The sequence below is a fragment of the Fictibacillus sp. KU28468 genome, assembly GCF_026153615.1.
GTDB lineage: Bacteria > Bacillota > Bacilli > Bacillales > Fictibacillaceae > Fictibacillus_C > Fictibacillus_C marinisediminis.
Genome location: NZ_CP110666.1, coordinates 3,452,207 through 3,478,037 on the forward strand (window position 1 = coordinate 3,452,207; position 25,831 = coordinate 3,478,037).

A 25,831-nucleotide genomic window follows, 5' to 3' on the forward strand; every position below is an offset into this window, starting at 1 on the left:
TAACCATTTTCGAGGAGTCTATTCTTCTATTGCTCAAAATTAATATAAGCGTTCCGTGGATCTTCCTTCTTTTTAATCATATCGGTTTCATAGAGCCAATCCGAAACCTTTTTCCATGAACGCTTGTCCTGATAGCCAAAAGGCTTCTTTCCGCTGTCCATTAAAGGCAGCAGGATCTGCAGGCTTTTCTTTTCTACGTTTTGATCCAGCGGGAATTCTTTGTTTTCATGCTTAAATAAGACATTCAGTGCCTGGTCCGGATAATCGTGTACATCCTTTTGGCCTTTTTTCAGCGCATTCCAAAACTTCTGGTAAAGCTTTCGGTTCTTTTTCAGTCCATCTTCACTGGAAACAAGAACGAGCTCATAATAATCAGGAACACCGTACTTTACAGGATCAATGGACCGTACAGGATGGCCCTCTTTATTCAAGAGAATCTGTTCATGGTTGATATACCCTCCAGATATTCCATCGACTTTGTGAGCCGCCATCGCGGGGATGATATCCCAGCCGACATCTGTCATCTTCACTTTTTCAGGATTGCCTCCATCATGTTTCACCATTGTTTTGACCATCGCTTCATTGATGGGAATAGAAGGATAGCCTACATTCTTCCCTTCCAGATCTTTGGGTGAACGAATCGAACTGTTTTTAGGAACCATCAAATGGTTTAATGGATGCCTGACCAGCGCTCCCAAGGAAACAACAGGAATATCTTCTGACCTGGAAAGAACGACCTGAGGCTGGTACGTTAATGCAAGATCGGTCCTGCCGGCAGCCACCAGTTTTAACGGATCGTTCGTTTCTGCTGGCATCTTCACATCAACCTGGATGCCTTCTTTCTTAAAATATCCTTTTTTGATGGCGTCATAAATGCCGGCATGTACTGCATTCGGATACCAATCGAGCATGATGCTGACTTTTTTAAGATCCCCTTTTCCTCCTTGATTGGCTGTGTCCCCTGAGGAACAAGCACTTAAAAGGAGAAGCAGGCTCCCAAAGAAGAACCAGCTACTTCGTTTTATCCATTTGTTCATGTTGTACATCCTCTCTGTTAGCTTTCCATTTAAACATTTGTTTTTCTGCGAGTGCAGCTGCTCCGAACAAACACATCCCGAGCAATGACAATAGAAAAATGGCAGAAAATACTCCTTCTGCATTTAGGCTTCCCGACATTCTTCTGGAATAATAGCCAAGCCCCTCGCTGGCACCAAGCCATTCGCCGATCGTCGCTCCTACTACTGAAAATACAGCGGCGAGTTTTATCCCTGAAAAGAAAGCCGGAAGCGCCATTGGCAGCTGCACCTTTTTGAAGACCTGCCATCTCCGTGCTCCCATGGAACGCAGAAGATCCACATAATCCCGGTCATGATGGTTCAAACCATCATACGTGCTGACGACGATGGGAAAGAAGGCAATCAGTACGGTAACCGCCACTTTGCTCCAGATGCTGTAGCCGAACCAAAGGACAAAGATCGGAGACAGTGCAATGATCGGTATCGTCTGGGAGATCAAGACCGCAGGATAGACCATTTTCTGTACAGATTTGAAAAAAAACATGGCAGCAGCAAGCGAAACACCTGCAACGGCTGCGATCAAAAAACCTAGGATGGCTTCCTTGAATGTCGCCCATGTATGTCCTAGAAGAACCTCTTTGTTTTCAAAGAGCGAAACGAGGATGCCTGTAGGGGCCGGCAAAATAAACGAAGGCACCCTGTCTGTCCTCACAAGCCATTCCCATAGTACGAGCAAGACGGCGGCAGCAGCCAAAAATAAATAATAGTCTTTAAAAAATCGTTTCATGCTGTTCATTTGTAATTCTGCTCTCCAATTTATTGATTAATCCCACCATCTCATTCGTTAATACTCTATTTCTCGGCCTCGGAAGCCGAATCATCACCTCTTCTGTTTCGCCAGATGGATGCAGCAAGATGATTCGGTCACTTAAAAAAACCGCTTCATGAAGATCATGTGTAACCAAAAGAATGGTTTTGTTTAAATCCTTCCATAGGGAAGAAATCCATTCGTGCATTTCCTTTTTAGTCATCGCATCTAAAGCACCGAATGGTTCATCAAGAAGAAGTACTTCTTTTCCAGTCAGCAGGGTGCGGAGAAAGGCTATTCTTTGGCGCATCCCCCCTGAAAGTTCATGCGGATAAGCATTCCGGTAATTCCACAGTCCTACTTTTTTCAGCCATGAATCCCCCTCTTCTACCTTCTGTCCCTTCTGGTTCTGAATCTCAGGAGCAAGAAGAAGATTTTCCATGACCGTACGCCAAGGCAGAAGCAAATCCTTTTGAGGCATGTATCCCGCCGCTCCAGGATATACTGGCTTCTCATGTACGATAATCTCTCCCTGATCAGGTTTCTCCAGTCCACAGGCAAGCTTGAGCAGGGTACTTTTTCCGGTTCCACTCTTGCCGATGATCGATACAAATTCTCCGGGCGCTGCTGCAAAATTGATGTTCTTGAGAAGCGGGAGGGCTTGTTTTTGCTCCGTAAAAGAATAAGATACATTCTTAAAGATTATTGACATAAAAACTCTCCTTCAAAAGGTGATTATACCGGCCATCCATGACCGTAATACACCATATCCCAAAACATGAATTCAAAGCGCGATGTGGTCAGGAAATGCTCCTCTAGCACCGCCAATTCCTGTTCTGTCATATCTTTCGCCAACTTGTTCAGTTCAACAATCAGCCACTGTGCAAGTGCACCGAACTCTTCTGAGGCATACATCTCAATCCATCGGGTATACGGATGCTCTGCGAGGCTTCCCGCTTCCCTCTTTAATAGCGTTCCGATCTCGTGGTAGCTCCACATGCACGGCAGCAGGCATGTGATTACCTCAGCAAGTGTTCCCTGCTGGGAAGCGTTCATCATATAGCGAGTGTACGCAAGGTTAATTGGAGAAGCTTGCTCAGCCTCCAGTTCCTCGGGCTCGATGCCGATTTCATGGCAGTACTCGCGGTGAAGATCCATTTCTGTATTCAATGTTTCATGAAGCAGGCTTGAAAACCAGCTCATCGTCTCTGTATCCTTGGATTTTATCGTCCCTAACGCAAAGAGCTTTGCATAATCCTTTAAAAACACATAATCCTGTTTCATGTAATAAGCAAAGCGCTCTTTAGGCAAGGAACCATCTTTAATACCCTGAACGAACGGATGAAGATGAGTATGCTTCCAGATTGGCTCCACGTTTCTGTGTAATCTATCTGTAAATCGTTCTTCCTTTAACTTTGTCATGGTTTATTGCTCCTTTCTGTATTGCACCACTTTGCAATAAATCCGGCGAGAACCTTTGAATGCTCCAGCAACTGTTTAAGCCTCACCTTTTCATTGACAGCATGGGCTTCGTTCAGCTCTCCCGGGCCATAAATGACAGCTGGGATTCCCGCCTGTCCAAGCCACCCCGCATCTGTAACGGTCGGCGACATCGAAACAGCAGCTTTCTGTTCTGAAACGGCATCATGCTGTTCTTTCAGTACTGCCAATGCTTCATGATTGTGATCAACATCAAGTGCAGGAAAGATTTCACCCTTCTCCTCAATCATGGATATTCCTCCCCACTTAAACAGAGGCAGGTTGTTTTTCAGCCATGGATCGGCCTTTGCTATAGCAATAATGTGCTCCTCAATTTCTTTTGCAGCATCTTCATACGTCTCATTCGGGTAAAAATGAACAGTAACCCAAAGTTTGCATTCATCAGCGATAAATGCAGCATTCCTGCCTCCTTCAATGACAGAGGGATTGATGGTCGTGCTTCCGAACGGGAAGTTTGGATATGTTTTGGTTACTGCCCAATGCCGTTCAAGTTCCTGCAGCCCTTCTATAATCTTCATCATTTTTTCAATGGCGCTCGCTCCTATTATTCCGCCGCCTGCATGAATCATCCGCGAGCGAAGGCCATCATGAAAGGTCTCTTTACTTTTTATCGTGATCCAGCCGGTGATGACGCCGCCTTGTCCATAAATCTCCAGATTGGACGTATCAGCCACGAGCGCAAAGTCAGCTTTCATTCCCCGATCTAAACAGGATTTGGTACCCGCTTCCCCGGCTTCTTCGCCGGTTACTGATTGAAAAAAGAGGTCCCCTTTCAGCTTGATCCCCAGCTCTTGAAGAAGCTGAAGAGCAAACAGAGAAGAGGCCATGCCTCCCTTCATGTCTGCTGTACCCCGTCCATAGAGCCATCCATCTTCCTCCGTCAGCACAAACGGCGGATACTTCCATTGCGTTTCATCCCCGACAGCTACGACATCAATGTGGCCGTTAAGAAGAAGGCTTTGATATTCCTCTGAGGCATCTCCTTGTTTTGATCCTGCGACAATCTTGTCGCCAGGAAACAGCTCCCACTCCTCCGTCATAAATCCAAGGCCAGAGAGGATGGATTTCACGCAGCTTTGTGCCTCTTCAGTGTTTCTTGCAGGAGGACTGACCGTCTGAAAGGCAACGAGCTCTCTTAAAAGCTCAATCAGCCTCTCCTGTCTCTCCTCCGCTAATCTATTAATCTTCTCTTGTAATCCGTTCATGGCAGCCTCCTTTATCTTTTATCTGGTGCCATTTATCTGGTGCCAGGCACCAGGCTTTACATACTTGTGTAACGGCGGTGCCTGGCACCGAACAATCCACGCAAAAAAGCCGCCTTCATGAAAGATGGCGGCTGAGTTTTTTGCTGAGGTCATCTATTCTGAATCAGCTTGTTGCTTCAGCACGCTTCCCTCCGCTGGTATAATCCAGATCAGGTTCCAAGGGTCTAGAACACAAAGGTTCAGTCTCAGCCGTACGGCCCCCCTAGCAGATTGCTATTTCATTATCCTATTAAACTGTAATAGAGATTTTTCGCTTCTGTTATATCTTTCGTGCCATGAATCAGTACGCGTCCGTCCTTGAAAAAGACAAGCCGCTGTTCTTCTTGATTGCTGTATGAAAGCAGATAAGGGTTCTGTTCTACTTTCCCGCCAAGCCGCGACAGGGACAAAGAAAGCTCATCCAAATCCCTTTCTCCCTTTTCCGAAGGACGGATCTGGACGGTGTTCCTTCCGCAGAGCACAGCTGTCTTCGTCTGATTTTCAGGATTCAGATGCGGATACCGAGGATGTTCTCCACAGGAAGGACAGTCCGTTTTTTTTAGCTTTTGGACATCCATCGCCAAATAATGATTGTTCCATACATCAAAGGAAACCAGTTTGTTGCGGAGTGCAGCGGTGTTGCCCGTCAGCAGCTTCAGTGCTTCAGACGTCTGGTGAGCGACAACCATTTGGACAACAGGCGCAATGATTCCCGCCGTATCACACGTTGCTCCGCCCATCGGCACCTTTTCCAGGAGACAGCTTAGACAAGGCGTCTCACCGGGTAAAATCACATAACTGAGTCCGTAGCTTCCAACGCATGCGCCGTAAATCCAAGGAATCTTCTTCTCCTGGGAGATGTCATTGATCAGCAATCGCGTATCAAAATTATCTGTCGCATCAATGATCAGATCGGCAAACTCCGTCAGTTCCCTCAGTTCTTCAGCTCCTGCATCCAAAACAAGGCCCTCTACGTGGATATCGGAATTAACCTGTTCCAGCCGTTCTCTTGCAGCAACCGCTTTAGGCATCCGGTACTTTGCATCTTCCTCGCTGAAAAGCTGCTGACGCTGGAGGTTGCTCCATTCTACATAGTCACGGTCAGCAATCGTGATCCTGCCCACACCCGCGCGGGCAAGAATTTCTGCATTGCCCGTTCCGAGCGCACCCGCACCGATAATCACAACATGTTTATCAGACAAGAGATCCTGTCCCTCTTCTCCTATAGGCTCGAATAACATCTGCCTGGAGTAGCGATCATTCATTAAATACTCATTCCCTCCAGCGGACTGCTTGCCGCTGCATACCTTTTCTTTGGAATTCTTCCCGCTTCATACCCGAGACGGCCGGCTTCAATGGCAAGCTTCATGGCCTCGGCCATTTTTACTGGATTATCGGCCCCTGATACCGCTGAATTCAGCAGTACTCCATCAGCCCCCAACTCCATGGCCGCCGCCGCATCAGCCGGTGATCCGATGCCTGCATCTACAATCACTGGTATATTGGCCTGCTCAATAATAAGGCTTATGTTTAACGGGTTAATGATCCCGAGGCCAGATCCAATGGGGGAAGCTCCGGGCATTATGGCATGCACGCCAAGTTCCTCTAATTTTTGTGCAAGAATGACATCATCTGAAGCATAGGGCAAGACCGTAAACCCCTCTTCCAACAGCATTTCTGAAGCCCGCAGCGTTTCCAGCGGATCAGGCAACAGGGTTTTAAAATCTCCTATCACTTCTACCTTTATCATATCACATAGCCCCGAAGCTTTTGCCAGCTTCGCGATTCTAACCGCCTCTTCTGCCGTTTTCGCACCCGCCGTGTTCGGCAGAAGCGTAAAGTTCTCTGCCTCCAGCTTTTCTAAAAAGTTTGGCTGGTCAGGATCAAAAATGTTCATCCTTCTTACGGCAAATGTAAGGATTTCCGTGCCCGACACCCTTACTGCCTCTTTTTGGACATCAAAATCAGGGAATTTACCTGTTCCTAAAAGCAATCTGGAGCGAAATTCATAGTTTCCAATCTTCAGCATAACCTCATCCTCCTCCTACAAAATGTACGATTTCTATTTTGTCACCATCTGCTAAACGCGTTTCTGCGTGCTGGTTTTTATCCAAAATTTCTTGATTCAATTCAACGATTGCCCCTTTGCCGGCAAGCTTTAACTCTCCCAAAAGTTCCTGGATTGTACGGGCTGAGGCTATATCTAAGGCTGTTCCGTTAACCATCAGTTTCATGAGACTCATCCTTTCATCTTTTCATAGGCAAACCGGTCTGGCGCAAACTCTTTTAATCTTTCTTCCTGCAGATTTCCGATCAGCAGCTCTGCCATCCATCGCCCTGTCAGCGGACTGAGCAGGATCCCATTGCGAAAATGGCCTGCCGCAATGTACAAGTCTTTATGGTAAGGATGTTTCCCCATGTACGGGAGGCCATCAGGGGTTTGCGGCCGAAACCCTGTCCATGCCTTCTCCCATTCGCCCTCTTCGATAGCAGGAAGGACTTCACTCGCTTTTGTCAGCAGTTCCAAAACTCCCTTTGCTCTGACCTTTCTGTCGTATGTACCTGCTTCCATGGTTGCTCCGATTACGAGCCTGCCTCCTTGCTTAGGGACGAGATAGCATTCATCTGAGATAACAGTTGATGTAATGACCGGTTCTAAAAAGGTTAAAGAAAGACACTCTCCCTTTACTGGAAAAAGAGGCATGTGCAATCCGGTCTGGGCCGCCAGTTTCCCTGTCCAGACGCCTGATGCGAGCACTGCCTTCTCTCCGAAAAACATACCCGCGCTCGTTTGGATTCCAATCCCTGACCGGCCCATTTCGAATCCGGCTGCTTCGGTATAATCTAAAAAATCAGCTCCAAGCATTGCTGCAGATTGGGCAAAGGCTTTCGTCAATTGAGATGGATTGACCTGGCCGTCTTTCGGCAAATACATTGCACCTTCCAATCCGCTGGACAGCTTCGGCTCCATTTTCAAAAGCTCCGATCCGCTGATCCACTCTGCCGGCTGGCCGCTATCGTTGTGAAAATCAATGAGTTGCTGCAATCGGAGGCTTTCCTTTTCATTTTTTGCCGCTTTAAACAGCCCTTTGTCTATAAACTCAATGTCAATCCCGCTGATTTCCTTCAGTTCCCTGTTTAACTCAGGAAAAAGGCTCCTGCTCTCACGGGCCATCGTGTAGAGCGGCCCTGCCTCATTCAGTTCTGCCTGCGCTCCAAGCATTCCTGCAGCGGCCGATGAAGCTTCATTGCCTATTCGGTTCTTTTCAATCACAAGCACGGTATACTCTGTATGTTTGCGCAAATAGTAAGCAATGGCACAGCCGATTATCCCCCCGCCAGCAATGATCACATCATAGTGCCTGGGCATTATGACATCTCCTCCTTCTTAAGTGCTTCCGCATAGCCTTTCGCTTCTAAACCCGGATCTGCCGCCGACCAGATCCCCGACATGACGGCGATTCCTTTTGCTCCCGCTTTTATGAGTTCACTAGTATTACTTGGTGTAACTCCTCCGATTGCGATAACTGGAACAGTGACCGCTTCAGCAACCTCCCGCAATTGATCCAGACCCCGCGGCTCGCTCCCTTTTTTGCTTCCTGTTTTAAAAACGTGTCCGTAAAACAAATAATGAGCTCCTTTTTCTTCAGCATAGAGCGCTTCATCTATGGAATGAACGGATTGGCCGATTCTCAGCCCGCTAAAATAGCGGTGTACGATTTCCGGATCAAGACTGGAGCCTTTTAAGTGAACGCCTTCAGCTCCCGAAGCAACGGCTACATCCACACGGTCATTGATATAGATCTGCTCCCGGCCCAATCCTTCTCTCTTCAATCTCTCTGCCAGATTAAAAATCTCACCGGCACTTCTGTCTTTTTCCCTGATATGTATGCACGTCACATATGGAGCCAGGATGGATGCGGCCGAGATGATTTCGTCAGGCTGCTTCCTTCCATTCGTCATTGCATGAAACTCGAATTTCCCCATCTTGCATCCTCCTTTTCTCCATGCAAAAAAGCCACCCTTTTCGCAAAGAGTGGCTGATTATCTGTTTTCTAATCAAGAGCAGCTGTATGTGTCATACAGTGCAGATTCCACTTCCCTACGCTGGCATCATCCAGATCAGGTTCAAAGGGTTTAGAACAGGTTGTTCAGTCTCAGCCGGCAAAGGCTCCCCCAGTGTTGCTAATAGGTATTTAATTAATTTCATCTTACCATTCAGGTCAAAAATGTAAAGAGATTAAAATTTGATCTTCGATTCCAGGAAGGATCGAAGCTCTGAGACCGGCATGCGGACCTGTTCCATTGTGTCGCGGTTACGTACCGTTACCTGCTGATCTTCTTTAGAATCAAAATCATACGTAATACAGAAAGGAGTTCCGATTTCATCCTGTCTGCGGTAACGTTTTCCGATGGAGCCTGTTTCATCATAATCAACCATGAAGTCGCTGGCAAGACCGGCAAATACTTCTCTTGCTTCTTCAGAAAGCTTTTTCGATAAAGGAAGCACTGCTGCTTTAAACGGCGCAAGAGCTGGATGCAAGTGAAGAACAGCCCTTGTATCTCCGCCTTCAAGCTCTTCCTCTTCAAACGCGTCGATCAAGAACGCAAGTGTTACACGGTCTGCGCCAAGTGAAGGCTCGATGCAATAAGGGATGTAACGGTCATTCGTTTCTTGATCGATATAGTTAAAGTCTTCACCAGAGTGCTCACTGTGGCGCTTAAGGTCAAAATCAGTACGGGATGCGATGCCCCAAAGCTCTCCCCAGCCAAACGGGAACTGGTATTCAAAATCTGTCGTAGCGTTGCTGTAGTGGGAAAGCTCTTCGGATTCATGGTCACGCAGGCGAAGCTTATCCTGTTTCATGCCAAGATTCAATAAGAAATCGTGAGCATACTGCTTCCAGAAATCAAACCATTTCAGTTCTTCGCCAGGCTTGCAGAAGAACTCGAGCTCCATCTGTTCGAACTCACGGGTACGGAACGTGAAGTTACCAGGTGTGATCTCGTTACGGAAGCTTTTGCCGACCTGAGCGATCCCGAACGGCAATTTCTTTCTCATCGTACGCTGCACGTTTTTAAAGTTTACAAAGATCCCTTGTGCTGTTTCGGGACGAAGATAGATTTCGTTCGTGCTGGATTCCGTTACACCCTGGAACGTTTTGAACATCAGGTTAAACTGGCGGATAGATGTAAAGTCGTGCGCATCACAATCCGGACATGCGATGTTATGCTCTTCAATCAACTTTTCCATTTCATCGAAAGAAAGCCCGTCAACAATCTTCTCGATTCCTTTTTCAGCAAGTGCATCTTCAATCAATTTATCGGCACGGTGTCTTGCCTTACATTGCTTACAGTCGATCATTGGATCATTGAAGTTTCCGATGTGTCCAGATGCTACCCATGTTTGCGGGTTCATGAGAATCGCTGCATCCAAACCAACATTGTATGGAGATTCCTGAACAAACTTTTTCCACCAAGCTTTTTTCACGTTGTTCTTCAGTTCAACGCCGAGCGGGCCATAATCCCACGTATTGGACAAGCCTCCGTAAATTTCTGAACCCGGAAAAATAAAGCCGCGCTGTTTTGCCATGTTGACGATCTGTTCCATTGTCACACTCATGACCATCTCTCCTTTTTTAGTAAATGCTAATTAAATCAACCAAAAAAGCCCTCATCCATAGACAAATATCCTTGTCCAGGGACGAGAGCTTATACTCACGCGGTTCCACCCTAATTGATGCTAAAAAAAGCATCCGCTTTGGTCAATTAATCGCTCGAGACTGCCGTTTCTCTGAACTTTTGTCCGGGCTTCCACCATCCCCGGATCGCTTTTCACAAAAGCACCTCAGATACTATTCGTCTGTCATAGCTTTACATCTTTAGATTATGGGGAAAATAGTACAATTTTTCAGCCGTATTGTCAAGTTTTTTCAGCCAGTTGGCCCTTTTCCCTATTATAAGCCAGAAGTTTCCGGTTCATTCAAAGGGTTGAAGAGTGTTTACTGTCCGGTGTGGGGGTTTTACATGCCGATGTTTCGGATTTACTGGCCAATTTCACAGACAGCAAAAAAACTCCTCACTTTATAAGCGAAGAGTTTTTTATTCTTACCTAATAAAAGCCTCCATAGCCGCCTGGGAAACCGCCGTATCCGCCCGGAAAACCGCCGTACCCTCCCGGAAAACCGCCAAAGCCGCCAGGATATGGTGCAACCCCGCCGTATCCGTAACCGTAGCCATAAGCGTACGGACGGGGCGCAAGGGCAAACCCTGCAATGGAACCCAGTCCAAGACCTACCAAGGCTGCACCAAGGACCGGAAAGAACCGCCCTGTCCCATCATCATGATAGGGAAGGAGATAGACATTTTCTGTATCAACGCTTTGGATGGAGCCTCTATAGACACTCCCGTCATGGGTGGTAATTTCAACGTCTTGCCCAATATGCTGACAGCAAAGACCGTAATATTGTTCCTTCAAAAGTAAACCTCCTCTTTACCCTGATTACACTAATTACCCTGCATCTTATGCAAATTGTGGAAAACGGGTGTGGACAGCAGTCTGCCCGTTTCAACTATTGGAGAAAATGGGTATATAGAAGATAGAAACCTTGAAAGGGGCTCCTTTATGGAAAAAGATTTGTCACAGCACAAAGAACATGCCCAAAGAAAAGCAGAAGAATATAAAGATGAAGCTGCACCATGGATCGTCCGGATGGCCCGCTTCGGCCATTTCTCAAAAGGAGCCGTTTATATTGTCATTGGAATACTTGCCGTAATGACAGCATTCGGTTTGCAAGGTAAATTAACCACTTCCTCAGGTGCCCTCTACACCATTGCCAAGCAGCCCTTTGGCTCTGTCATGCTCGCTGCGCTGGCTGTGGGGCTTGCAGGCTATGCACTGTGGCAAGTCATCATGACGGTCTTTGACCCCGAGCATAAAGGAAATGACGCAAAAGGATGGATGGCGCGAATCAGTTATCTCATCATCGCTGCCATATATTTCAGTCTATGTGTTAGTGCAATCAAAATAATCTTCAGAGCGAGTGCCAACTCGTCAAGTCAAAAATACCAGACCTTATCCGCAAAAGCGCTGGCACAGCCCTTTGGACAAACAATCATTGCGGTTATTGGTGCTGTATTTATCGGTATCGGGGTTTATAACTTCTACAAGGCCTATACGGAAAAATTCAAAAAAGGGCTTAAACGTCATGAGATGAATCAAAAAGAATGGAAGACCGCACGTTATATCGGGAAGTTCGGACTTTTTGCACATGGTGTAGTATTCGCCATCATAGGCATCTTTTTAATCAGAACAGCCATTCAGGCAGATCCAGATGAAACAAAGGGGCTGGATGGTGCTCTGGCTGAACTTGTAAAGCAGCCGTTCGGTCCAGTGCTCCTTACAATCGTCGCTCTCGGACTGGTCGCTTATGGCGCCTACTTGCTCTTTGAAGCGAAGTACCGAAGACTCGATCCTTAATGATAAAACAGCCTCGTCCCTTTTGGACGAGGCTGTTTTCATTTACCAGGCTTTAATACTAGTTTTTCTCCGTTTTTGAAGCTGGATTCATTCGTTTCCGTTACATGATAGCGGCCTGTAGTCCAATCTTCAATCTGGTTATCATACCACTTGCTGAGGACATGTCCTGACTGTCCTGGACCGACGACATTGTAGGTTTTCGTCAAGTCTGCAAGATCAACTACCGTTCTCCAGGCAGCTCCATGGTTCACTTTCCCTGTAAGAGAATCCCAGCCTGCAGCACCTACTGTTACCCTGCTTCCTCCCATCGGCGTTTTTTTTGGATTAAACAGCAGGTTCAGCGGCTTTATCGCTGATAGAGGATGATCAAACGGCAATGTATGATACGTTCCCCACTTCCACTTATCGGGATTTTCACCCTGCAGCTTCTCCACCTGTTTAACCGTTCTGCTGAAGGAGATTGTTGCGGCTTTGTCCAGCCCCCCTGCCTCTTTGATCCAGGGACCTTCCTTACCCTCGGCCGCCTTGCGGATCAGTTCATCAACGACTTGAGCCTTGCCGTCAAACAAAGGCATCATCTTTTCATCAATCTTTTTTTCAAAGAGAACATCGCTGAACTCTTGCATCCATAAGTTGAACAGCAGGGGCGCAGCAAGATTTTTGTCATCTTCATGATTCCAGTCTTTCAATAGTTTTACCGCTTTTCTGCCGTTTGTCCCAAGATCTGCAGTCTTCAAATGGGAGAGAAGGATCGGCAACATTTCTTCTGCCTGAAGATTTTTCCTGTCGAACTGCAGCTTCTGCATATCTTTTACGGAAAGCTTTTCTTTGGCTGACAGAACATCTTTTATTCGCTGCTCCCGGTAAGGCTGGGCCCATGAATCAGTAATGTGGTACGGGTAATCGTCACCGATCACTTTATTATTGGCCGTTGCAATAAATCCTTCTTTTGGGTTCACGGCCGTCGGGAGCTTATCCCAAGGAATATAACCCTTCCATTCATATTTCTTTTCCCAGCCCGGTACAGGGACAGAAGCATATTTCTCTTTACGGATCGGAATCAGTCCATTGGCGCGATAGGCAATTGTTCCTTCTTTAGATGCGAAGACAAAGTTCTGGGCCGGTGTATGAAAATAAGTCAGCGCCTTTTTAAACTCATTCCAGTTCTTTGCTTTATTAAACATCAGTACAGCCTGAAGTTCCGTTGAGGGTTCAAGTGCCGTCCATCTCATGGAAAGCGCCGTATTCTTTTGCTTGTCATAAGCAAATTCGGACATAATCGGACCGTGACGGGTAATCGTGACTTTGTAAGGAAGGGTCTTTTGATCTTTCACTTTTATATTTTCTGTGATGATTTTTGCTTTCTCCCATTTTCCTTCATACAGAAATTCATCCGGATGATCGGAATTTCGTTTTTCAATGTAAAGGTCCTGAACATCGGGTCCTACATTTGTGACTCCCCAGGCAATCTGTGTGTTCCGGCCAACGATAATTCCCGGAACCCCCGCAAATATGACACCGCTTACATTCATGCCGGGTGCTTTTAAATGGCTTTCGTACCAGATCGATGGCGTGCTTAATCCAAGATGAGGATCGTCTGCAAGATACGGCAGACCCGATTTTGTTTTGGTTCCGGCCACCACCCAATCATTCGATCCGTTGAATTCATTAGGAATGACCGCTTTAGCGAGGCTGCTCTTAATATCCACCTTTGCTTTGCTTGCGATATCAATGATTTCTGCTCCGCCCTTTGGATAAGAAGGGAAAAGATCAAGTGCGTTGCCCTTTGGGAAATTCTGCAGCAAGTAATGCCTGAATGCCTGTCCTTCCCAATGTCCGCCAAGATCAAAGGCCATATATTTTCCAATGGTCAATGAATCGACGGGCGTCCATTTCTTTGGCTTGTACCCCACCATCAAAAATTCGATCGGAAGTGAATTGTTCTTTTCGGCATCCCTTAAGTAGGCGTTCACGCCATCCGCGTACCATTGCAGCACTTGCTTCGCTTCAGAAGAATACAGTTCATACGATGCCTCTGCGGCTCTTCGTAAACCAAGCGTCCTGAAATAACGGTCCTTTTCCACCGTTTTCTCACCGATTACTTCGCTTAATTGTCCTGACGCCTGGCGCCTGCTCAAATCCATTTGAAACATCCTGTCCTGAGCCGTAACGTATCCTTGGGCAGTATATAAATCTTTTAAACTGCCAGCCTTGATATGAGGTACACCGTTCTTGTCACGGACAGCTACTGCCGTTCCGGAAAGTGATGGAACGGTTTTTGTACCGCTCACAACTGGAAGGCTCTTTCTTAGTATCCAATAGGCAGCCGATCCCGAAATGGCAGTGACGAGAAGCAGTCCTGCCAGCATAATCACGGCCACTCTTTTCCATTTTTTCTTTTTCAGTATCTGTTTTTCAATTTGAATAGCTGTTTCCACCTGTATTCCCCCTCTTTCTTTATGGCTTCTTTACTCTTGTCTTTTTTCCTTCTCCTGTAAAATCCAATTTTAAGAAATCTCATATGCCCTGCAAAAGTTTATATATTTGATAGAAGAAGTATTGATGGTTTAAAATGGTTACTTTGAAAGGGGGAGCCGTATGAAAAAATGGATATCGCTGACGCTCATCCTTTTTGCATTATGTACGCTGGCTGCTGGAGGGTGGTATTACTATCCCCAGTTTAAGATAGATCGCCTGAAGGCACAGAATGCAGCAGTCACTGAATCCGCCGGGACGAAATCCCATTCGGCTGATGTTTCTTATATTCAGCATTTAAAAACCCTGCCTGCAAAAGAGATTCATCATCTAGCTTTGGGAGATTCGGTCATTCAGGGCCGAGGTTCTGATCAAGGCGGTTTTATTAAAATGGCCAGCAGTAATCTGGCTGTCCTTACGTCTAAAAAAGTGCAGCTAGATAATCAGGGAATTTCAGGAGCAACCAGCCGTGATCTGCTTAAACACATCTCATCCCCAGGTATGTCGGACCGGATAAAATCTGCGGATATTATTACGATCAATATCGGGGGCAACGATCTGGTGAAGCTTGCTTTAAAGGAAGGGCCTGTCCAGGCACTTCAGGATTATCAAAACGTGAAATCTGCTTATGAAGAAAATTTAAATAAGATATTTTCATTGATTCGAAAAGAGAATCCTGATGCTATTCTCGTATACAATGAATTGTATAACGCTGTGGACTCGGGAGAATCCTTTTATCCGGCAACTAAAAAATTGCTGAATGACTGGAATCTGATTGCCTATGAAACAACAGCCAAATATAAACCATCTGTTGTGATACCGAGCAGCGAAGTGCTTAAGCCCGAAAACAGGAAAGAATGGATTTATGATTCTATTCATCCCAACGACAAAGGCCACGAACTGATTGCGGAGCAGATGATTAAAACACTTAAAGCTCCTTATAAGAAAAAATAAAAGGCATTGTCCCGGCAGAGGACAATGCCTTTTCATCTTTATTCAGCGAGCATAAAGTCACGATAAACAAAATTGCCGTCTCTAACCGTCTCACTTCCCTGAACCACTTCAATCTTTTGCCTGAACAATGGCCCCCCAATTACAAGAGTATGGAATTCTCCGTTTTCTCCGCATGGATCTACGTTCTCGGGCAAATCCGTTCTCCAGTCGCCGTTGATCTCACGGCCCAGAAAATCTTCATCCAGCTTCGTCCGATCAAGAGTAGTGACGACGGTCCGATAACCCAACGCGAGAAATTCGTCGATGAGATCCTCTGACTTTGCGCCCCACAGAGGGAAAACAGCTTCCATTCCAGCCGGTTTTAATTTGGCCTCCCTATACTCTCTGATGTCAGCAAGAAAAATGTCTCCAAACATCACGTGCTGAATGCCGGCTTGGCTCACCTTGTCCATTTCTACCCGCATCCGCTCCTCGTAGATCTCATTCGTGCATACTTTTGGAATTCTAACTTTACGGACAGGAAAGCCAAGCGCGTTTGCCTGCGCATCAAGAATTTCCTCCCGAATGCCGTGTATGCTCGTCCTTTTAAAATCCTCATTGACTGTCGTCAACAAAGAATCGATTTCATATTCCTTTGATTCCAGCAATTTATGAAGAGCCAGCATGGAATCTTTGCCCCCGCTGAATGAAACTACAATTTTTTTTGTCATCGTCTCACTTCCTTTTGTATCCTATTTTTGGTGTAATTGAAATAGATGGTCTGCATATGATTATAAAGCAATGAGGAGGAGAGAATGGAAGAACATTTGGAGTATACAGAAGAAATGCCTCAGCCATTGGTGAAGAAGAAACGTGCCTATCCGGTGACCTGGGGAGGATTCATCGGCTTTTTTGGTGCTTACCTTGGATTTATCATCTTGTTTTCATTGCTGACCGGCATGTTTTACGCGCTCGCAGCTGTCATTTTTGGTTTTTCCATGGCTGGATTTGAAAAAAGCCCTGTCTTCTTGCTGATTGATGCTTTAACGTTCACTGCAGTCATGCTCGTCTTTAAGCGCACCCGTCAATTTATGTTCCAGAAACTAACGCTGGGTGCCCTGAAAAAGAAGAAAACCTACTTCTTGATGGCTGGGGCTCTCATCATTTGCCAGGTATCACAATATCTTATTTTTGAGGTGCTTCATCTCGAAGATCCCGGATCAAACGGAGATGACCGCCTTTTTACAAGCGGGATTGGTATCGCCGGTATCGCTATTGTTATTTTTTGCGCCTGCATTGCTGCACCTGTAACTGAAGAATTGGTCTTCCGGGGATTTCTTTTCCGTTTCTTTCATGAGAGATATCATTTTATTGCGGGGCTGACTGTTTCTTCTGCTGTCTTTGGCTCTTTGCATATCGGTTATCCGCTGGCTGCCGGTATCATGGGCATGGTTTTTGCTACGCTGTTCTACTTTACTAAATCTCTCGTTCCCGGCATGCTTGTCCATGCTCTATGGAATACGTATGTCTCCATTGTCGAGCTTCATTCTTAAGTGTATTTAGCAAAAAAATAGAGGCACCTTTGTAAAGGTGCCTCATATGTATAGGGGATTTATATTATCTCACCTTTAAATCTTATTGATAAGCATCAAGAGACTTGCGACTTGGTGCCTATTTTTGCTTCTTCATGGCATTACAGCCTTCAGTCAGACGATATAACTAAGACCTTTACGCTAGCCCCATAATCCTTTAACCAGCTGATCGCCTTTTATGAATCCGTTAATCCCGTTCTTCTCAAGCAGATAATCCACAACCTCCTGCCGATCCATCCCTAGAGTCTCCAGCCCTTTGGCGATCGTCTTGAGGTAAGCAAAGGAAGGAGACACAAACTCTTCCTCCCCCATATCATGGTTGGATGTAAACGTAAAAATCGGCTTGCCTTCGCAATCTCCCAAATAAACGATGGTTCCGTACCATCCCTCCGTTAAGGGAAGAAAACGGGATTCCTTAATTCGGGCGAAATCAATCTCTAAACCATCGATGCCGTTTTCCTGTGAAGCTACATCCATAAACTGCTCTTCAGAAATCAAATACATTCTTCCTGCTGTCTTCTCATTTTCACCTTCACGGTGGCCGATGAACGCCACTCCTCCTGTTCCCCATTTGCTTTCCTGTTTAGAAAAATAAAGCGGGTACTGAATATTTATCGGCTGGTCAGCCAGGGGAGGATTACAATTGCGGCATCCTCTCTCTGGTTCAGAGCTGCCTTCTGCCTGCTTTCCTTCTATATAACAGCTGAACCTGTCTTGGTTCATATTTGAGCCGTAACTTGCATACCATACATAATTCATCAATCTGCCCCTTTCTTACAAATAGCGCACTTGCTGTTTAATATAACGTTTTAAATAACTCGCAAAGTCCATAAAACTGTTTTTATCCTCAAAAATTCCCTTTAGGGTGTCAATCTGCGGAAATATTCCATGCCGGTTAAATCTTACTGCCGTAATTCCGCGAAAAAACTCGCTTCCATCCTCATTCAGGATGACAGTATCCACCATTACTTCTTTTGTCTCTCCAATATAATGCTCTTTTAATTCAATTACATCCACCACATCAAGCTTATATTTCCGCATAATCCAACCTCCCCTATTATTGTAGCAAACGATGAAACAGAAAACCCGGCTGGTGTTTTTAACTATTTCACTGCAAAAACAGCATCAATACAACCGGGATAAAAAATAGTAAAAACGGCATGTATTTTCCTTTAAATTTCAAATTAGAGAATATTTATTCTATTTTGCTTGGTAACTTGGTACCATCGCACTATTGGAAAAGATTTGAAATAGTCTTAACGATTCTTGTTATAAATTGACAATCGGGATAAAATAGGAATATATAAGACAGGGGTTGCTGCTTATCCTGATACAACGTTCTAGCCCGAAATAATCAGGGGGAGGGAATGGTATGACAGTATTCGAAGCAATGTCGTTAATGATTGGTTTTTCAATGCTAGTTCTGACCATTATTCGCTCCAAGGACAACGATTAGGGTTACATCACATATCTCACACAAAAAAGCCATGCGGCATCGCATGGCTCTTTTTTAGTATTATTTTATTTCTCTTTTTACTACAACTAATTCATTTTCACGAACATCAACACGTAATTCTGTACTTTCTTCTTGCTCCAGAAGGACGTCTGCAACAGCATCCTCCACTTTCTCCTGAATCACTCTGCGCAAAGGACGTGCCCCGAACGATGGATGATAGCCCAGTTCAGCAATTTTCTTTTTCGCCTCATTCGTAAAACTGATGGAGATGCCTTGTTCAACCAGGTTTGCTTTCAATTCTGTAAGCATAAGGTCTACGATTTGAACAAGATCTTCTTCTTTAAGTGACTGAAATTGAACAATACTGTCAAAACGGTTAAGGAATTCTGGCTTAAAGTAAGAACCGATCGCATCGAGAATGCTTGTTTCTTTTTGAACTTCAGCCACCTCGTTTGTAAATCCTAATTTCTTCGTTTGTTTAAGTCCAGAACCGGCATTGCTCGTCATGATAATGACTGTATCCTTAAAGCTTACCGTACGGCCCTGGCTGTCAGTGAGACGCCCGTCTTCAAGAATTTGAAGGAACATGTGCTGGACGTCCGGATGGGCTTTTTCAATTTCATCGAGCAGGATGATGCTATAAGGCTTGCGGCGCACCAGTTCTGTCAGCTGTCCAGCTTCATCATGGCCCACATAACCTGGAGGTGAACCGATCAGCTTGGACACGGCATGTTTTTCCATGTACTCACTCATATCGAGGCGAATCATGGCTTCCTTATCACCGAACAGTTCTTCTGCAAGCGACTTCGTAAGCTCTGTTTTACCTACCCCAGTCGGTCCGACAAACAAGAAGGATCCAATTGGACGGCTTTTGGCCTTAAGGCCTGCACGGCTTCGGCGGATGGCTTTTGATACTTTATCCACCGCTTCTTTTTGTCCGATGACTTTTCGGGATAAGTTTTTCGCAAGGTCTTTCATTTTTGCCTGTTCGTCCGCTTGAAGCTTCCTTACAGGGATTCCTGTTTTCTGTTCAACGATTTTTTGAATATCTTCCAATGAAACCTCTGCCTTCGTTTTCGCTTCGTTTTCGGTCAGTTTTTCCTGAAGCTGAAGTTCTTCCTGGCGAAGTTTGGCTGCAAGCTCATAATTTTCGCTCAATGCTGCTTTTTCTTTTTCGTTGGAAATTTCTTCTAATCTTTCTTCAATAGAAGAAGTTTCACTTCCTGAGTGCAGCAGATTGATTTTTGAACCTGCCTCATCCATAAGATCGATTGCTTTATCTGGAAGGAATCGGTCTTGAATATAGCGGTGAGAAAGATTTACACATGCTTTTAGAACATCATCAGAAAAGCTTACTTCATGATATTGTTCATACTTTGGAGCAAGTCCTTTTAAGATTTCATACGCTTTTTCTGGCGTGGGTTCATTAACGATTACTGGTTGAAAACGGCGTTCAAGAGCGGCATCCTTTTCAATTTTGCGGTATTCTTTCAACGTGGTTGCCCCAACAACTTGAAGCTCTCCTCGTGCTAAAGCAGGTTTTAGAATGTTACCCGCATCCATAGATCCTTCCGCAGAACCGGCACCGACAATCTGATGAATTTCATCAATGAAAAGAATGACGTTCTTGCGTTTTTGAAGTTCAGCGATCAGCTGCTTCATCCGTTCTTCAAACTGGCCTCGGATTCCTGTATCAGCAACAAGAGATGCCACATCCAGCAAGTAGACTTCTTTAGATAAAAGTTTAGCCGGCACAGAGCCTTCTGCAATTTTTAATGCAAGACCTTCTGCAATGGCTGTTTTACCTACCCCTGGTTCCCCGATGAGGACAGGGTTGTTTTTATTTCGGCGATTCAAGATTTCAATGACACGGCTGATTTCTTCTTCCCTGCCGATCACTGGGTCGACCAAGCCTGCTTTCGCAGCATGGCTGATATTGCGCCCGAATTGATCCAGGAATCCTCCTCCTCCACCCTGCTGGGTCTTAGGAGACTGCTGCTCGCTGGAAATACCTGAATTCATTCCGCTGCTCATCATTTGTTTAAAGAATTCGTCAAAGGATGAGAATTGATTCATTGGATTCATACCTCCTGCAGTGTTCATGGATTGTGTTACTTTATGGTAGCAATCTGTACAAAGCGTTAATTGTTGTTTGTGTTGATTAAAAGAAACATTCATATGAATAGTCGCAGGATTCACTTTACATTGTTCACATCGCATAAAGCATTTCCTCCTTCATTGTAATAGGTCATTTGTCTTGTCTAACTTTGACTATCTTTGACCTTATGGATTTATTATACTTTGACCTTCTTTGACTTTCAAGGTTTTTGCTCAAATAATTTATATTTGCTTATTTTAAGTGTGTAACATTATCTTTGGTTTCTAGTACCTTACACTTCTTGTTCCCGAAAATCAAATGATCTGTTTTTTTTATGAAGCGGAGACCACAACCCAATAAAAAATCCCGCTTCATGAGCGGGCTCTTCACTATTTAATCTCAAATGTTTGCTTCTGTCTGTAATCGTTATCCTCATCTATTGCCGTGAGCCAGATTTCAATCGTATATGTTCCGGCTGGCAAATTTTTGACTATGATGTCCTGTGTATAGGTTTCTCCTTGTTTTAAAGTGATCTTCGAAAGAGCTTGAGTAAACATATGGTCATCTGAGTATTGATAAACTTTTTTGCCCTCTTTATTTTTCACAATGTAGTCAAATTTCTTACCGCTTGTGAATTCAAATATTTTGACTTGCTCTGTCTGATTTTTCAGTTCATAGCGCAATAGCGCTCTCCCAGCTTTTTGCTCGAGAATCGAAAGTTTAGGCTCGATGGCGCCTGCAACAATTCCTCCGCCATTGTTTCTTTCAGGATCGTCTTTTTTCTGTTCCTGTTTGTTTCCGTCTCCCATGACTGGTTCTCCCTTCTTAGCCTCATTCTTTTCCGTTGTGCCGCATCCGGCTAAAACGATGATAAACCCCAATATAAGCAGCCAGTTTTTCAATGTCATCACCTCACACATAGTCTTGGCTGATTTTTGTTATTTTACCAGAATAAAAAAAGGATTTTTATGTCTACATCTATAAGTACCCTTAAGAGAGATTATTAACATACACCCAAGGGAGGATTTTTACATGCCAGTACTACATGAAGATTTGCTTATAGAAATGAAAAAACTTACCGATGAAAAACGTGCAACAAGCAACGAGACGATCCTTCAGCAGCACAGCAAAGATGAGTCCCATCATTCACCTGTACTTCCGGAAGTGGTGGTTTTTCCTGATTCAGCTTCCGAAGTTTCTTCTATATTACAATACGCCAGCGAACACCAGATTCCTGTTGTTCCTTTTGGAGCAGGTTCAAGTCTTGAAGGTCACTGCATTCCACTGCAGGGCGGCATCTCTATTAATTTCCAGAACATGAACAAGATCTTGGAAGTGCGTGAAGAGGATTTCCTAGTCAGGGTGCAGCCGGGGGTAACACGTACACAATTGAATCAGGCATTAAAAAAGTACGGTTTGTTTTTCCCTGTTGACCCAGGAGCAGATGCTACGTTAGGCGGGATGGCAGCAACGAATGCGAGCGGTACGACTAGCGTGCGGTATGGAATCATGCGGCCTCAAGTCAGAGATCTGGAAGTCGTCCTTTCAGACGGCTCGATTATCCATACAGGCGGGCTCGCCGCAAAATCATCATCCGGGTATCATTTGACAAGTCTTTTTGTCGGTTCGGAAGGCACGTTAGGTGTATTTACTGAACTTACACTCAAAGTCTATGGCATTCCTGAGGCTACTGTTGCTGGAAGAGCGGTTTTCCCTAGTGTTAAAGCGGCGGTAGATGGCGCAATATCTCTTCTTTCCTCAGGAAACTCACTAGCCCGTGTAGAGCTTGTTGATGAATATTCCATCAGGCAGGTCAATCAGCACAGTGAAACCTCCTATCCCGAAAAGCCCACTCTTTTCCTGGAGTTTCATGGTAACCCATCCGGTATGCAGCAGGATGTCGCCTTTGCTGAAGAACTGTTGTCAGCTAACGGTTCTGAAGATCTGATATTCGAAACAGATTCTATAAAGAAGGCAAAGCTTTGGGAAGCAAGACATCACCTTGCCTATGCATTTAAGCATGGGTTTCCTGGAAGAGAGATGATGCTGACAGATGTGTGTGTGCCCTTATCTGAATTAACAGGCGCTGTGGTTTACGCCCGTGAACTGATAGAAAGGGAAGGTCTGCACGGCGGAGTTCTCGGACATGTCGGTGATGGGAATTTCCATTCTATTCTCATGTTTGATAAGAGCAGCGAAGAAGAAACACAAAAAGCCAATCGTATTAATGAGATGATTGTCGAGTATGCCCTTTCTAAAAGAGGAAGCTGTACCGGTGAACATGGAATCGGAATCGGCAAGATGAAATATTTGCAGCAGGAGCATGCCGACACCCTGCCATTGATGAAAATGATCAAAGAACAGTTCGACCCCCGCCATATTTTAAATCCGGGGAAGGTTTTATTTTAAAAACAGCAGATTAAGGAGAATGCGGACAGGGTAATAATAAAGTACAAACTTACCTTAGAAAGGACTAATCCATGAAAACTCTAATCATCCTTGTACTCGTAGTCATCCTTATCGTTCTGTTTATGAAAAGAAGAAGATAGTACGTAAAGAACCCTCTCATCTGAGAGGGTTCTTTTTTTAGGGTATAATACAAGCTGTTTAGCAGAAAATGGGAACAAGTGATTTTCACTATTTAAAACATGAACAGAATAATGTCCCTTAATATCCTGATGTTCCCCTATCGGTAAAGGTAAAGACCCATATCATCCAATCCGGCACCAGTGATTAGTTGGAAAAGCCGAAGCGCGTGGGGCTAGACATTACACATCTATAAAAAAAACCAGCTCTATTTGAGCTGGTCTAGTTCGTTTTTAATGCATTTAAATCTTGATTCCACTGCATCGGCTGCCAATGTGCCAGATCGTAGCTGCCTCCATCTATGTTTTCCTTTTCCTTGGACAGCGTCTCCAGAAGTTCCTGCGGCAAATGCTCTGTATTCAGAGTAAGATCAATGGAATCATCCGGTGAGTACAACAGAACAGTAAACAGCTTTTTATTTACCATATCCATCCCGTGTACATGCAGATAGCGAAGATCATTCATCCTGTATACGAAAAAAATTCGGTAGGGGGACATCTCATCATCCTGCCTTTTTAGAATAAGTATGTCCCGGGTGCCTATTTCTAAACGACTGAAAATGGATAGATGGGCAATTTCACTTGAACAGTTGTTCCTTTATTCTTTTCACTCTCAAAAGAAATGTTACCGTAATGTTCTTTTACAATTTTATAGCATACCATCAGACCAAGCCCTGTTCCCTTTTCCTTCGTCGTATAAAAAGGTTCTCCTAATTTTCCAAGCCTGTTTTTCGGTATGCCCGAACCCTGGTCTTCAATCTTAATCACTACACTTCCTTTTTTCTTTATGACAGCAAGCGTGATGATTCCTCCTTGATCCATGGCTTCAATGGAATTTTTTAACAGATTGATAAATAACTGCTTCAACTGATTTTCCACACAATAAATAGAAGGAATATCTTTATCCACTTTTAATTGAATCTGTATGTTTTTAATAATGGCTTGTGTGTCCAGAAGGCGAATCACAGATTGAAGCATATCTTCTAATGAACTGTATTCGAAGTGGACGGCTTGCGGCTTTGCCACTAGCATAAGCTCCCCGACAATGTCATTAATTCGTTTTAATTCCGTCAGCATAATTGCAACATATTTGGTTTTCATCTCTTCATCTGTTTCCTTTAAAAGCTGGGCAAAGCCGATCAAGGATGTAAGGGGGTTCCGTATTTCATGGGCGACTCCTGCCGCCAGCTCCCCCAGAACAGAAAGCTTCTCCGACTTTCTTATCAATTCCTCAGTTTCCTTCGTTGCTGTAATATCCCGAGCGATCGTTACGAAGCTTTCTATCTCGTTCCATTCGTTAAGTACCGGAACCGCATTAGTCTCCATGACCAGCCAATCTCCATTTTGATGCATCAGGCGACATTCAAATGTAAAAGGTTTTTTTTTCATTTTGGCCTTCGCAAAGGCAGCTCTAAGAAATTCCCAATCATCCGGATGAATCCTTGAAAAAAGAATTCTGTTTATTTCATTTAAGTTACTAGAGAATCCGAGGATGGCTTCATGGGAAGGTGAACTATAGATCAGTTCCCCATTGGGATTGGCTACGGCGATTAAATCTTTAGAATGCTCGGCAATGACACGGTACTTCGCCTCACTCTCACGGAGAGCCCGCTCTGCCTTTTTTTGTGCTGAAATATCCCGGTAAATCAAACAGAAACCGATGACTCTGCCCTGCATGTTGCGGATAGCAGAAAACGATATGGATACATCAATCCTTAATCCATCACGCCGGACTCTCTGGGTTTCAAAGGAAGGAACCGTACTTCCTTCGGCAAGAAGGCCCATAATACTTTTAGATTCCGCTTTGAATTCATCCGGTATGATAATGTGCGAATTGATTTCATCGGATAGAAGGTCATGCTCTTCCCAGCCGAACATATTCTCAAAGGCATGATTGACCTTGATCAGATTTTCTTTTGTATCGACAATTAAAATGGCGTCAGTCGTGCCCTCGAGTACAGATTCCAAAAGTTCGAGCGCGACACTCAGCTCTTCTTCCTTTTCTTTATGCTGGGTGATGTCCCTTCCTGTCACAAACAAAAACAAAGGATTCCCTTCTTCGTCAAAAGTAGCTTGTTTGATTAATTCAAGATAAATATACGATCCGTCTTTTTGCTGCACTTCTTCTTGAATTTTTATCGGATGTCCTGTTTCCCAAGCCTTCTTGTCTGTTTCCTTTGACCGCTCGATTATCCCTGCATTACACCAGGAGTTCTGTTCATCAAGAGCTTTTCCTTTATACGTACAGCGGTCCACTCCACATACCTGAAGTGCAAATTCATTAGCCTCTATCCAATGGCCTTCTCTATTTTTCAAGCATATAAATTCAGGCAAAACATCAATTAATTTTTTGAAAACACCAAGTCTCGGAAGAAGTTCATCTTTGGTCAGCATCATTTTCAGTCCACACCCTCAACTATCATTCTGTCGTATTGTGTCTCAATCCCTTTTATATTAGATAATGGGGTAAGGTTTTCCTTCAAGAATTTACCGACAAATAGAGACAATAATAGGCATGGGAAAAACTTTGTTCATTAAAAAAAGCCCCGTGACTATATTGCACCCCAAAAGTTAGAGTAAAAACTTAACTTTTGGGGTGTTTGTTTATGGCTAAATATAGCGAACAATTTAAGTTGATGGTAGT

General features: G+C 44.6%; 25 protein-coding genes and 2 riboswitches. Of the genes, 5 read left to right on the forward strand and 20 right to left on the reverse strand.

The window, feature by feature from the left end; all coding sequences use genetic code 11:
• Nucleotides 1-26: 26 nt before the first annotated feature.
• The 12 genes from OKX00_RS18120 to OKX00_RS18175 all read right to left on the reverse strand — a co-directional run bounded on the left by OKX00_RS18120 (nt 27) and on the right by OKX00_RS18175 (nt 11,046).
• Complete coding sequence (locus OKX00_RS18120; RefSeq protein WP_265408320.1) at nt 27-1,037, reverse strand: ABC transporter substrate-binding protein; 1,011 nt, start codon at nt 1,035-1,037, stop codon at nt 27-29.
• A complete protein-coding gene (locus tag OKX00_RS18125; protein ID WP_265408321.1) occupies nt 1,012-1,812 on the reverse strand; it encodes an ABC transporter permease in 801 nt (266 codons plus the stop codon). Before OKX00_RS18125 ends, OKX00_RS18120 begins: the two co-directional genes overlap by 26 nt.
• Nucleotides 1,787-2,536: an ABC transporter ATP-binding protein gene (locus tag OKX00_RS18130; protein WP_053355414.1), complete on the reverse strand. Its 750-nt coding sequence runs from the start codon at nt 2,534-2,536 to the stop codon at nt 1,787-1,789. Before OKX00_RS18130 ends, OKX00_RS18125 begins: the two co-directional genes overlap by 26 nt.
• 23 nt (nt 2,537-2,559) lie before the next feature.
• On the reverse strand, nt 2,560-3,246 hold the full coding sequence (tenA, locus tag OKX00_RS18135; protein ID WP_265408322.1) for a thiaminase II: 687 nt from the start codon (nt 3,244-3,246) through the stop codon (nt 2,560-2,562).
• Entirely contained in the window at nt 3,243-4,529 is a 1,287-nt protein-coding gene (locus OKX00_RS18140; protein WP_265408323.1) for an acetylornithine deacetylase, read from the reverse strand. The genes tenA and OKX00_RS18140 overlap by 4 nt, the downstream gene beginning before the upstream one ends.
• A gap of 169 nt (nt 4,530-4,698) precedes the next feature.
• Nucleotides 4,699-4,803: riboswitch (TPP riboswitch) on the reverse strand.
• Between the two features lie 7 nt (nt 4,804-4,810).
• The gene (locus OKX00_RS18145; RefSeq protein WP_053355417.1) at nt 4,811-5,833 is read right to left on the reverse strand and encodes a thiazole biosynthesis adenylyltransferase ThiF; all 1,023 of its coding nucleotides are present in this window, start codon (nt 5,831-5,833) and stop codon (nt 4,811-4,813) included.
• A complete protein-coding gene (locus OKX00_RS18150; protein WP_053355418.1) occupies nt 5,833-6,597 on the reverse strand; it encodes a thiazole synthase in 765 nt (254 codons plus the stop codon). Before OKX00_RS18150 ends, OKX00_RS18145 begins: the two co-directional genes overlap by 1 nt.
• Nucleotides 6,598-6,601: 4 nt before the next feature.
• On the reverse strand, nt 6,602-6,802 hold the full coding sequence (gene thiS, locus OKX00_RS18155) for a sulfur carrier protein ThiS (protein WP_265408324.1): 201 nt from the start codon (nt 6,800-6,802) through the stop codon (nt 6,602-6,604).
• 5 nt (nt 6,803-6,807) lie between these two features.
• Nucleotides 6,808-7,938: a glycine oxidase ThiO gene (thiO, locus tag OKX00_RS18160; RefSeq protein WP_265408325.1), complete on the reverse strand. Its 1,131-nt coding sequence runs from the start codon at nt 7,936-7,938 to the stop codon at nt 6,808-6,810.
• Complete coding sequence (locus OKX00_RS18165; RefSeq protein WP_265408326.1) at nt 7,938-8,555, reverse strand: thiamine phosphate synthase; 618 nt, start codon at nt 8,553-8,555, stop codon at nt 7,938-7,940. The genes thiO and OKX00_RS18165 overlap by 1 nt, the downstream gene beginning before the upstream one ends.
• Nucleotides 8,556-8,650: 95 nt before the next feature.
• Nucleotides 8,651-8,756, reverse strand: a riboswitch (TPP riboswitch).
• Between the two features lie 52 nt (nt 8,757-8,808).
• Nucleotides 8,809-10,191, reverse strand: a complete 1,383-nt coding sequence (locus OKX00_RS18170) for a glycine--tRNA ligase (RefSeq protein WP_265408327.1) — start codon at nt 10,189-10,191, stop codon at nt 8,809-8,811.
• A 489-nt stretch (nt 10,192-10,680) separates the two neighbouring features.
• Complete coding sequence (locus OKX00_RS18175; RefSeq protein WP_265408328.1) at nt 10,681-11,046, reverse strand: LSm family protein; 366 nt, start codon at nt 11,044-11,046, stop codon at nt 10,681-10,683.
• A gap of 147 nt (nt 11,047-11,193) precedes the next feature.
• On the opposite strand from OKX00_RS18175, the gene OKX00_RS18180 reads away from it, so the two are divergent.
• Nucleotides 11,194-12,048 carry a DUF1206 domain-containing protein gene (locus OKX00_RS18180; protein ID WP_053355424.1) on the forward strand — a complete coding sequence of 285 codons (855 nt, stop codon included), beginning with the start codon at nt 11,194-11,196 and terminating at the stop codon, nt 12,046-12,048.
• A gap of 38 nt (nt 12,049-12,086) precedes the next feature.
• Here the strand turns inward: OKX00_RS18180 and OKX00_RS18185 are convergent, their stop codons facing one another.
• Nucleotides 12,087-14,492: a penicillin acylase family protein gene (locus tag OKX00_RS18185; RefSeq protein ID WP_416054350.1), complete on the reverse strand. Its 2,406-nt coding sequence runs from the start codon at nt 14,490-14,492 to the stop codon at nt 12,087-12,089.
• A gap of 154 nt (nt 14,493-14,646) precedes the next feature.
• Between OKX00_RS18185 and OKX00_RS18190 the strand changes: the two genes are divergently transcribed.
• Nucleotides 14,647-15,477 carry a GDSL-type esterase/lipase family protein gene (locus tag OKX00_RS18190; protein ID WP_265408329.1) on the forward strand — a complete coding sequence of 277 codons (831 nt, stop codon included), beginning with the start codon at nt 14,647-14,649 and terminating at the stop codon, nt 15,475-15,477.
• A gap of 38 nt (nt 15,478-15,515) precedes the next feature.
• On the opposite strand, the gene OKX00_RS18195 is transcribed toward OKX00_RS18190, so the two are convergent.
• Complete coding sequence (locus tag OKX00_RS18195; protein ID WP_265408330.1) at nt 15,516-16,187, reverse strand: Dph6-related ATP pyrophosphatase; 672 nt, start codon at nt 16,185-16,187, stop codon at nt 15,516-15,518.
• Nucleotides 16,188-16,271: 84 nt separating this feature from the next.
• Here OKX00_RS18195 and OKX00_RS18200 point away from each other — a divergent pair, with 84 nt between their 5' ends.
• On the forward strand, nt 16,272-17,009 hold the full coding sequence (locus OKX00_RS18200; RefSeq protein WP_265408331.1) for a CPBP family intramembrane glutamic endopeptidase: 738 nt from the start codon (nt 16,272-16,274) through the stop codon (nt 17,007-17,009).
• A 180-nt stretch (nt 17,010-17,189) separates the two neighbouring features.
• On the opposite strand, the gene OKX00_RS18205 is transcribed toward OKX00_RS18200, so the two are convergent.
• Together OKX00_RS18205 and OKX00_RS18210 are read right to left on the reverse strand one after the other, a co-directional pair.
• Nucleotides 17,190-17,807 (reverse strand): hypothetical protein, encoded by a 618-nt coding sequence (locus OKX00_RS18205; protein WP_265408332.1) that lies wholly within the window; start codon nt 17,805-17,807, stop codon nt 17,190-17,192.
• A 15-nt stretch (nt 17,808-17,822) separates the two neighbouring features.
• Nucleotides 17,823-18,089: a hypothetical protein gene (locus OKX00_RS18210; protein ID WP_265408333.1), complete on the reverse strand. Its 267-nt coding sequence runs from the start codon at nt 18,087-18,089 to the stop codon at nt 17,823-17,825.
• A gap of 358 nt (nt 18,090-18,447) precedes the next feature.
• Here OKX00_RS18210 and OKX00_RS23405 point away from each other — a divergent pair, with 358 nt between their 5' ends.
• Entirely contained in the window at nt 18,448-18,504 is a 57-nt protein-coding gene (locus OKX00_RS23405; RefSeq protein WP_416054351.1) for a hypothetical protein, read from the forward strand.
• A gap of 60 nt (nt 18,505-18,564) precedes the next feature.
• Here OKX00_RS23405 and OKX00_RS18215 read toward each other — a convergent pair whose 3' ends face one another.
• Nucleotides 18,565-20,724: an ATP-dependent Clp protease ATP-binding subunit gene (locus OKX00_RS18215; RefSeq protein ID WP_265408334.1), complete on the reverse strand. Its 2,160-nt coding sequence runs from the start codon at nt 20,722-20,724 to the stop codon at nt 18,565-18,567.
• A gap of 267 nt (nt 20,725-20,991) precedes the next feature.
• Nucleotides 20,992-21,504 carry a BsuPI-related putative proteinase inhibitor gene (locus OKX00_RS18220; RefSeq protein ID WP_265408335.1) on the reverse strand — a complete coding sequence of 171 codons (513 nt, stop codon included), beginning with the start codon at nt 21,502-21,504 and terminating at the stop codon, nt 20,992-20,994.
• Between the two features lie 130 nt (nt 21,505-21,634).
• Here OKX00_RS18220 and OKX00_RS18225 point away from each other — a divergent pair, with 130 nt between their 5' ends.
• On the forward strand, nt 21,635-23,011 hold the full coding sequence (locus tag OKX00_RS18225) for an FAD-binding oxidoreductase (protein ID WP_265408336.1): 1,377 nt from the start codon (nt 21,635-21,637) through the stop codon (nt 23,009-23,011).
• A gap of 399 nt (nt 23,012-23,410) precedes the next feature.
• On the opposite strand, the gene OKX00_RS18230 is transcribed toward OKX00_RS18225, so the two are convergent.
• Nucleotides 23,411-23,686, reverse strand: coding sequence for a hypothetical protein (locus tag OKX00_RS18230; protein WP_053355435.1), 276 nt, complete (start codon nt 23,684-23,686; stop codon nt 23,411-23,413).
• A 47-nt stretch (nt 23,687-23,733) separates the two neighbouring features.
• The gene (locus OKX00_RS18235; protein WP_265408337.1) at nt 23,734-25,584 is read right to left on the reverse strand and encodes a PAS domain-containing sensor histidine kinase; all 1,851 of its coding nucleotides are present in this window, start codon (nt 25,582-25,584) and stop codon (nt 23,734-23,736) included.
• Between the last annotated feature and the right edge of the window lie 247 nt (nt 25,585-25,831).

Coding starts and splice junctions, on each gene's coding strand:
- OKX00_RS18120 (WP_265408320.1), bottom strand. CDS start 1,037: ATGAACAAATGGATAAAACGAAGTAGCTGGTTCTTCTTTGGGAGCCTG.
- OKX00_RS18125 (WP_265408321.1), bottom strand. CDS start 1,812: ATGAACAGCATGAAACGATTTTTTAAAGACTATTATTTATTTTTGGCT.
- OKX00_RS18130 (WP_053355414.1), bottom strand. CDS start 2,536: ATGTCAATAATCTTTAAGAATGTATCTTATTCTTTTACGGAGCAAAAA.
- tenA (WP_265408322.1), bottom strand. CDS start 3,246: ATGACAAAGTTAAAGGAAGAACGATTTACAGATAGATTACACAGAAAC.
- OKX00_RS18140 (WP_265408323.1), bottom strand. CDS start 4,529: ATGAACGGATTACAAGAGAAGATTAATAGATTAGCGGAGGAGAGACAG.
- OKX00_RS18145 (WP_053355417.1), bottom strand. CDS start 5,833: ATGAATGATCGCTACTCCAGGCAGATGTTATTCGAGCCTATAGGAGAA.
- OKX00_RS18150 (WP_053355418.1), bottom strand. CDS start 6,597: ATGCTGAAGATTGGAAACTATGAATTTCGCTCCAGATTGCTTTTAGGA.
- thiS (WP_265408324.1), bottom strand. CDS start 6,802: ATGAAACTGATGGTTAACGGAACAGCCTTAGATATAGCCTCAGCCCGT.
- thiO (WP_265408325.1), bottom strand. CDS start 7,938: ATGCCCAGGCACTATGATGTGATCATTGCTGGCGGGGGGATAATCGGC.
- OKX00_RS18165 (WP_265408326.1), bottom strand. CDS start 8,555: ATGGGGAAATTCGAGTTTCATGCAATGACGAATGGAAGGAAGCAGCCT.
- OKX00_RS18170 (WP_265408327.1), bottom strand. CDS start 10,191: ATGAGTGTGACAATGGAACAGATCGTCAACATGGCAAAACAGCGCGGC.
- OKX00_RS18180 (WP_053355424.1), top strand. CDS start 11,194: ATGGAAAAAGATTTGTCACAGCACAAAGAACATGCCCAAAGAAAAGCA.
- OKX00_RS18190 (WP_265408329.1), top strand. CDS start 14,647: ATGAAAAAATGGATATCGCTGACGCTCATCCTTTTTGCATTATGTACG.
- OKX00_RS18195 (WP_265408330.1), bottom strand. CDS start 16,187: ATGACAAAAAAAATTGTAGTTTCATTCAGCGGGGGCAAAGATTCCATG.
- OKX00_RS18200 (WP_265408331.1), top strand. CDS start 16,272: ATGGAAGAACATTTGGAGTATACAGAAGAAATGCCTCAGCCATTGGTG.
- OKX00_RS18205 (WP_265408332.1), bottom strand. CDS start 17,807: ATGAATTATGTATGGTATGCAAGTTACGGCTCAAATATGAACCAAGAC.
- OKX00_RS18210 (WP_265408333.1), bottom strand. CDS start 18,089: ATGCGGAAATATAAGCTTGATGTGGTGGATGTAATTGAATTAAAAGAG.
- OKX00_RS18215 (WP_265408334.1), bottom strand. CDS start 20,724: ATGCGATGTGAACAATGTAAAGTGAATCCTGCGACTATTCATATGAAT.
- OKX00_RS18225 (WP_265408336.1), top strand. CDS start 21,635: ATGCCAGTACTACATGAAGATTTGCTTATAGAAATGAAAAAACTTACC.
- OKX00_RS18230 (WP_053355435.1), bottom strand. CDS start 23,686: ATGTCCCCCTACCGAATTTTTTTCGTATACAGGATGAATGATCTTCGC.
- OKX00_RS18235 (WP_265408337.1), bottom strand. CDS start 25,584: ATGATGCTGACCAAAGATGAACTTCTTCCGAGACTTGGTGTTTTCAAA.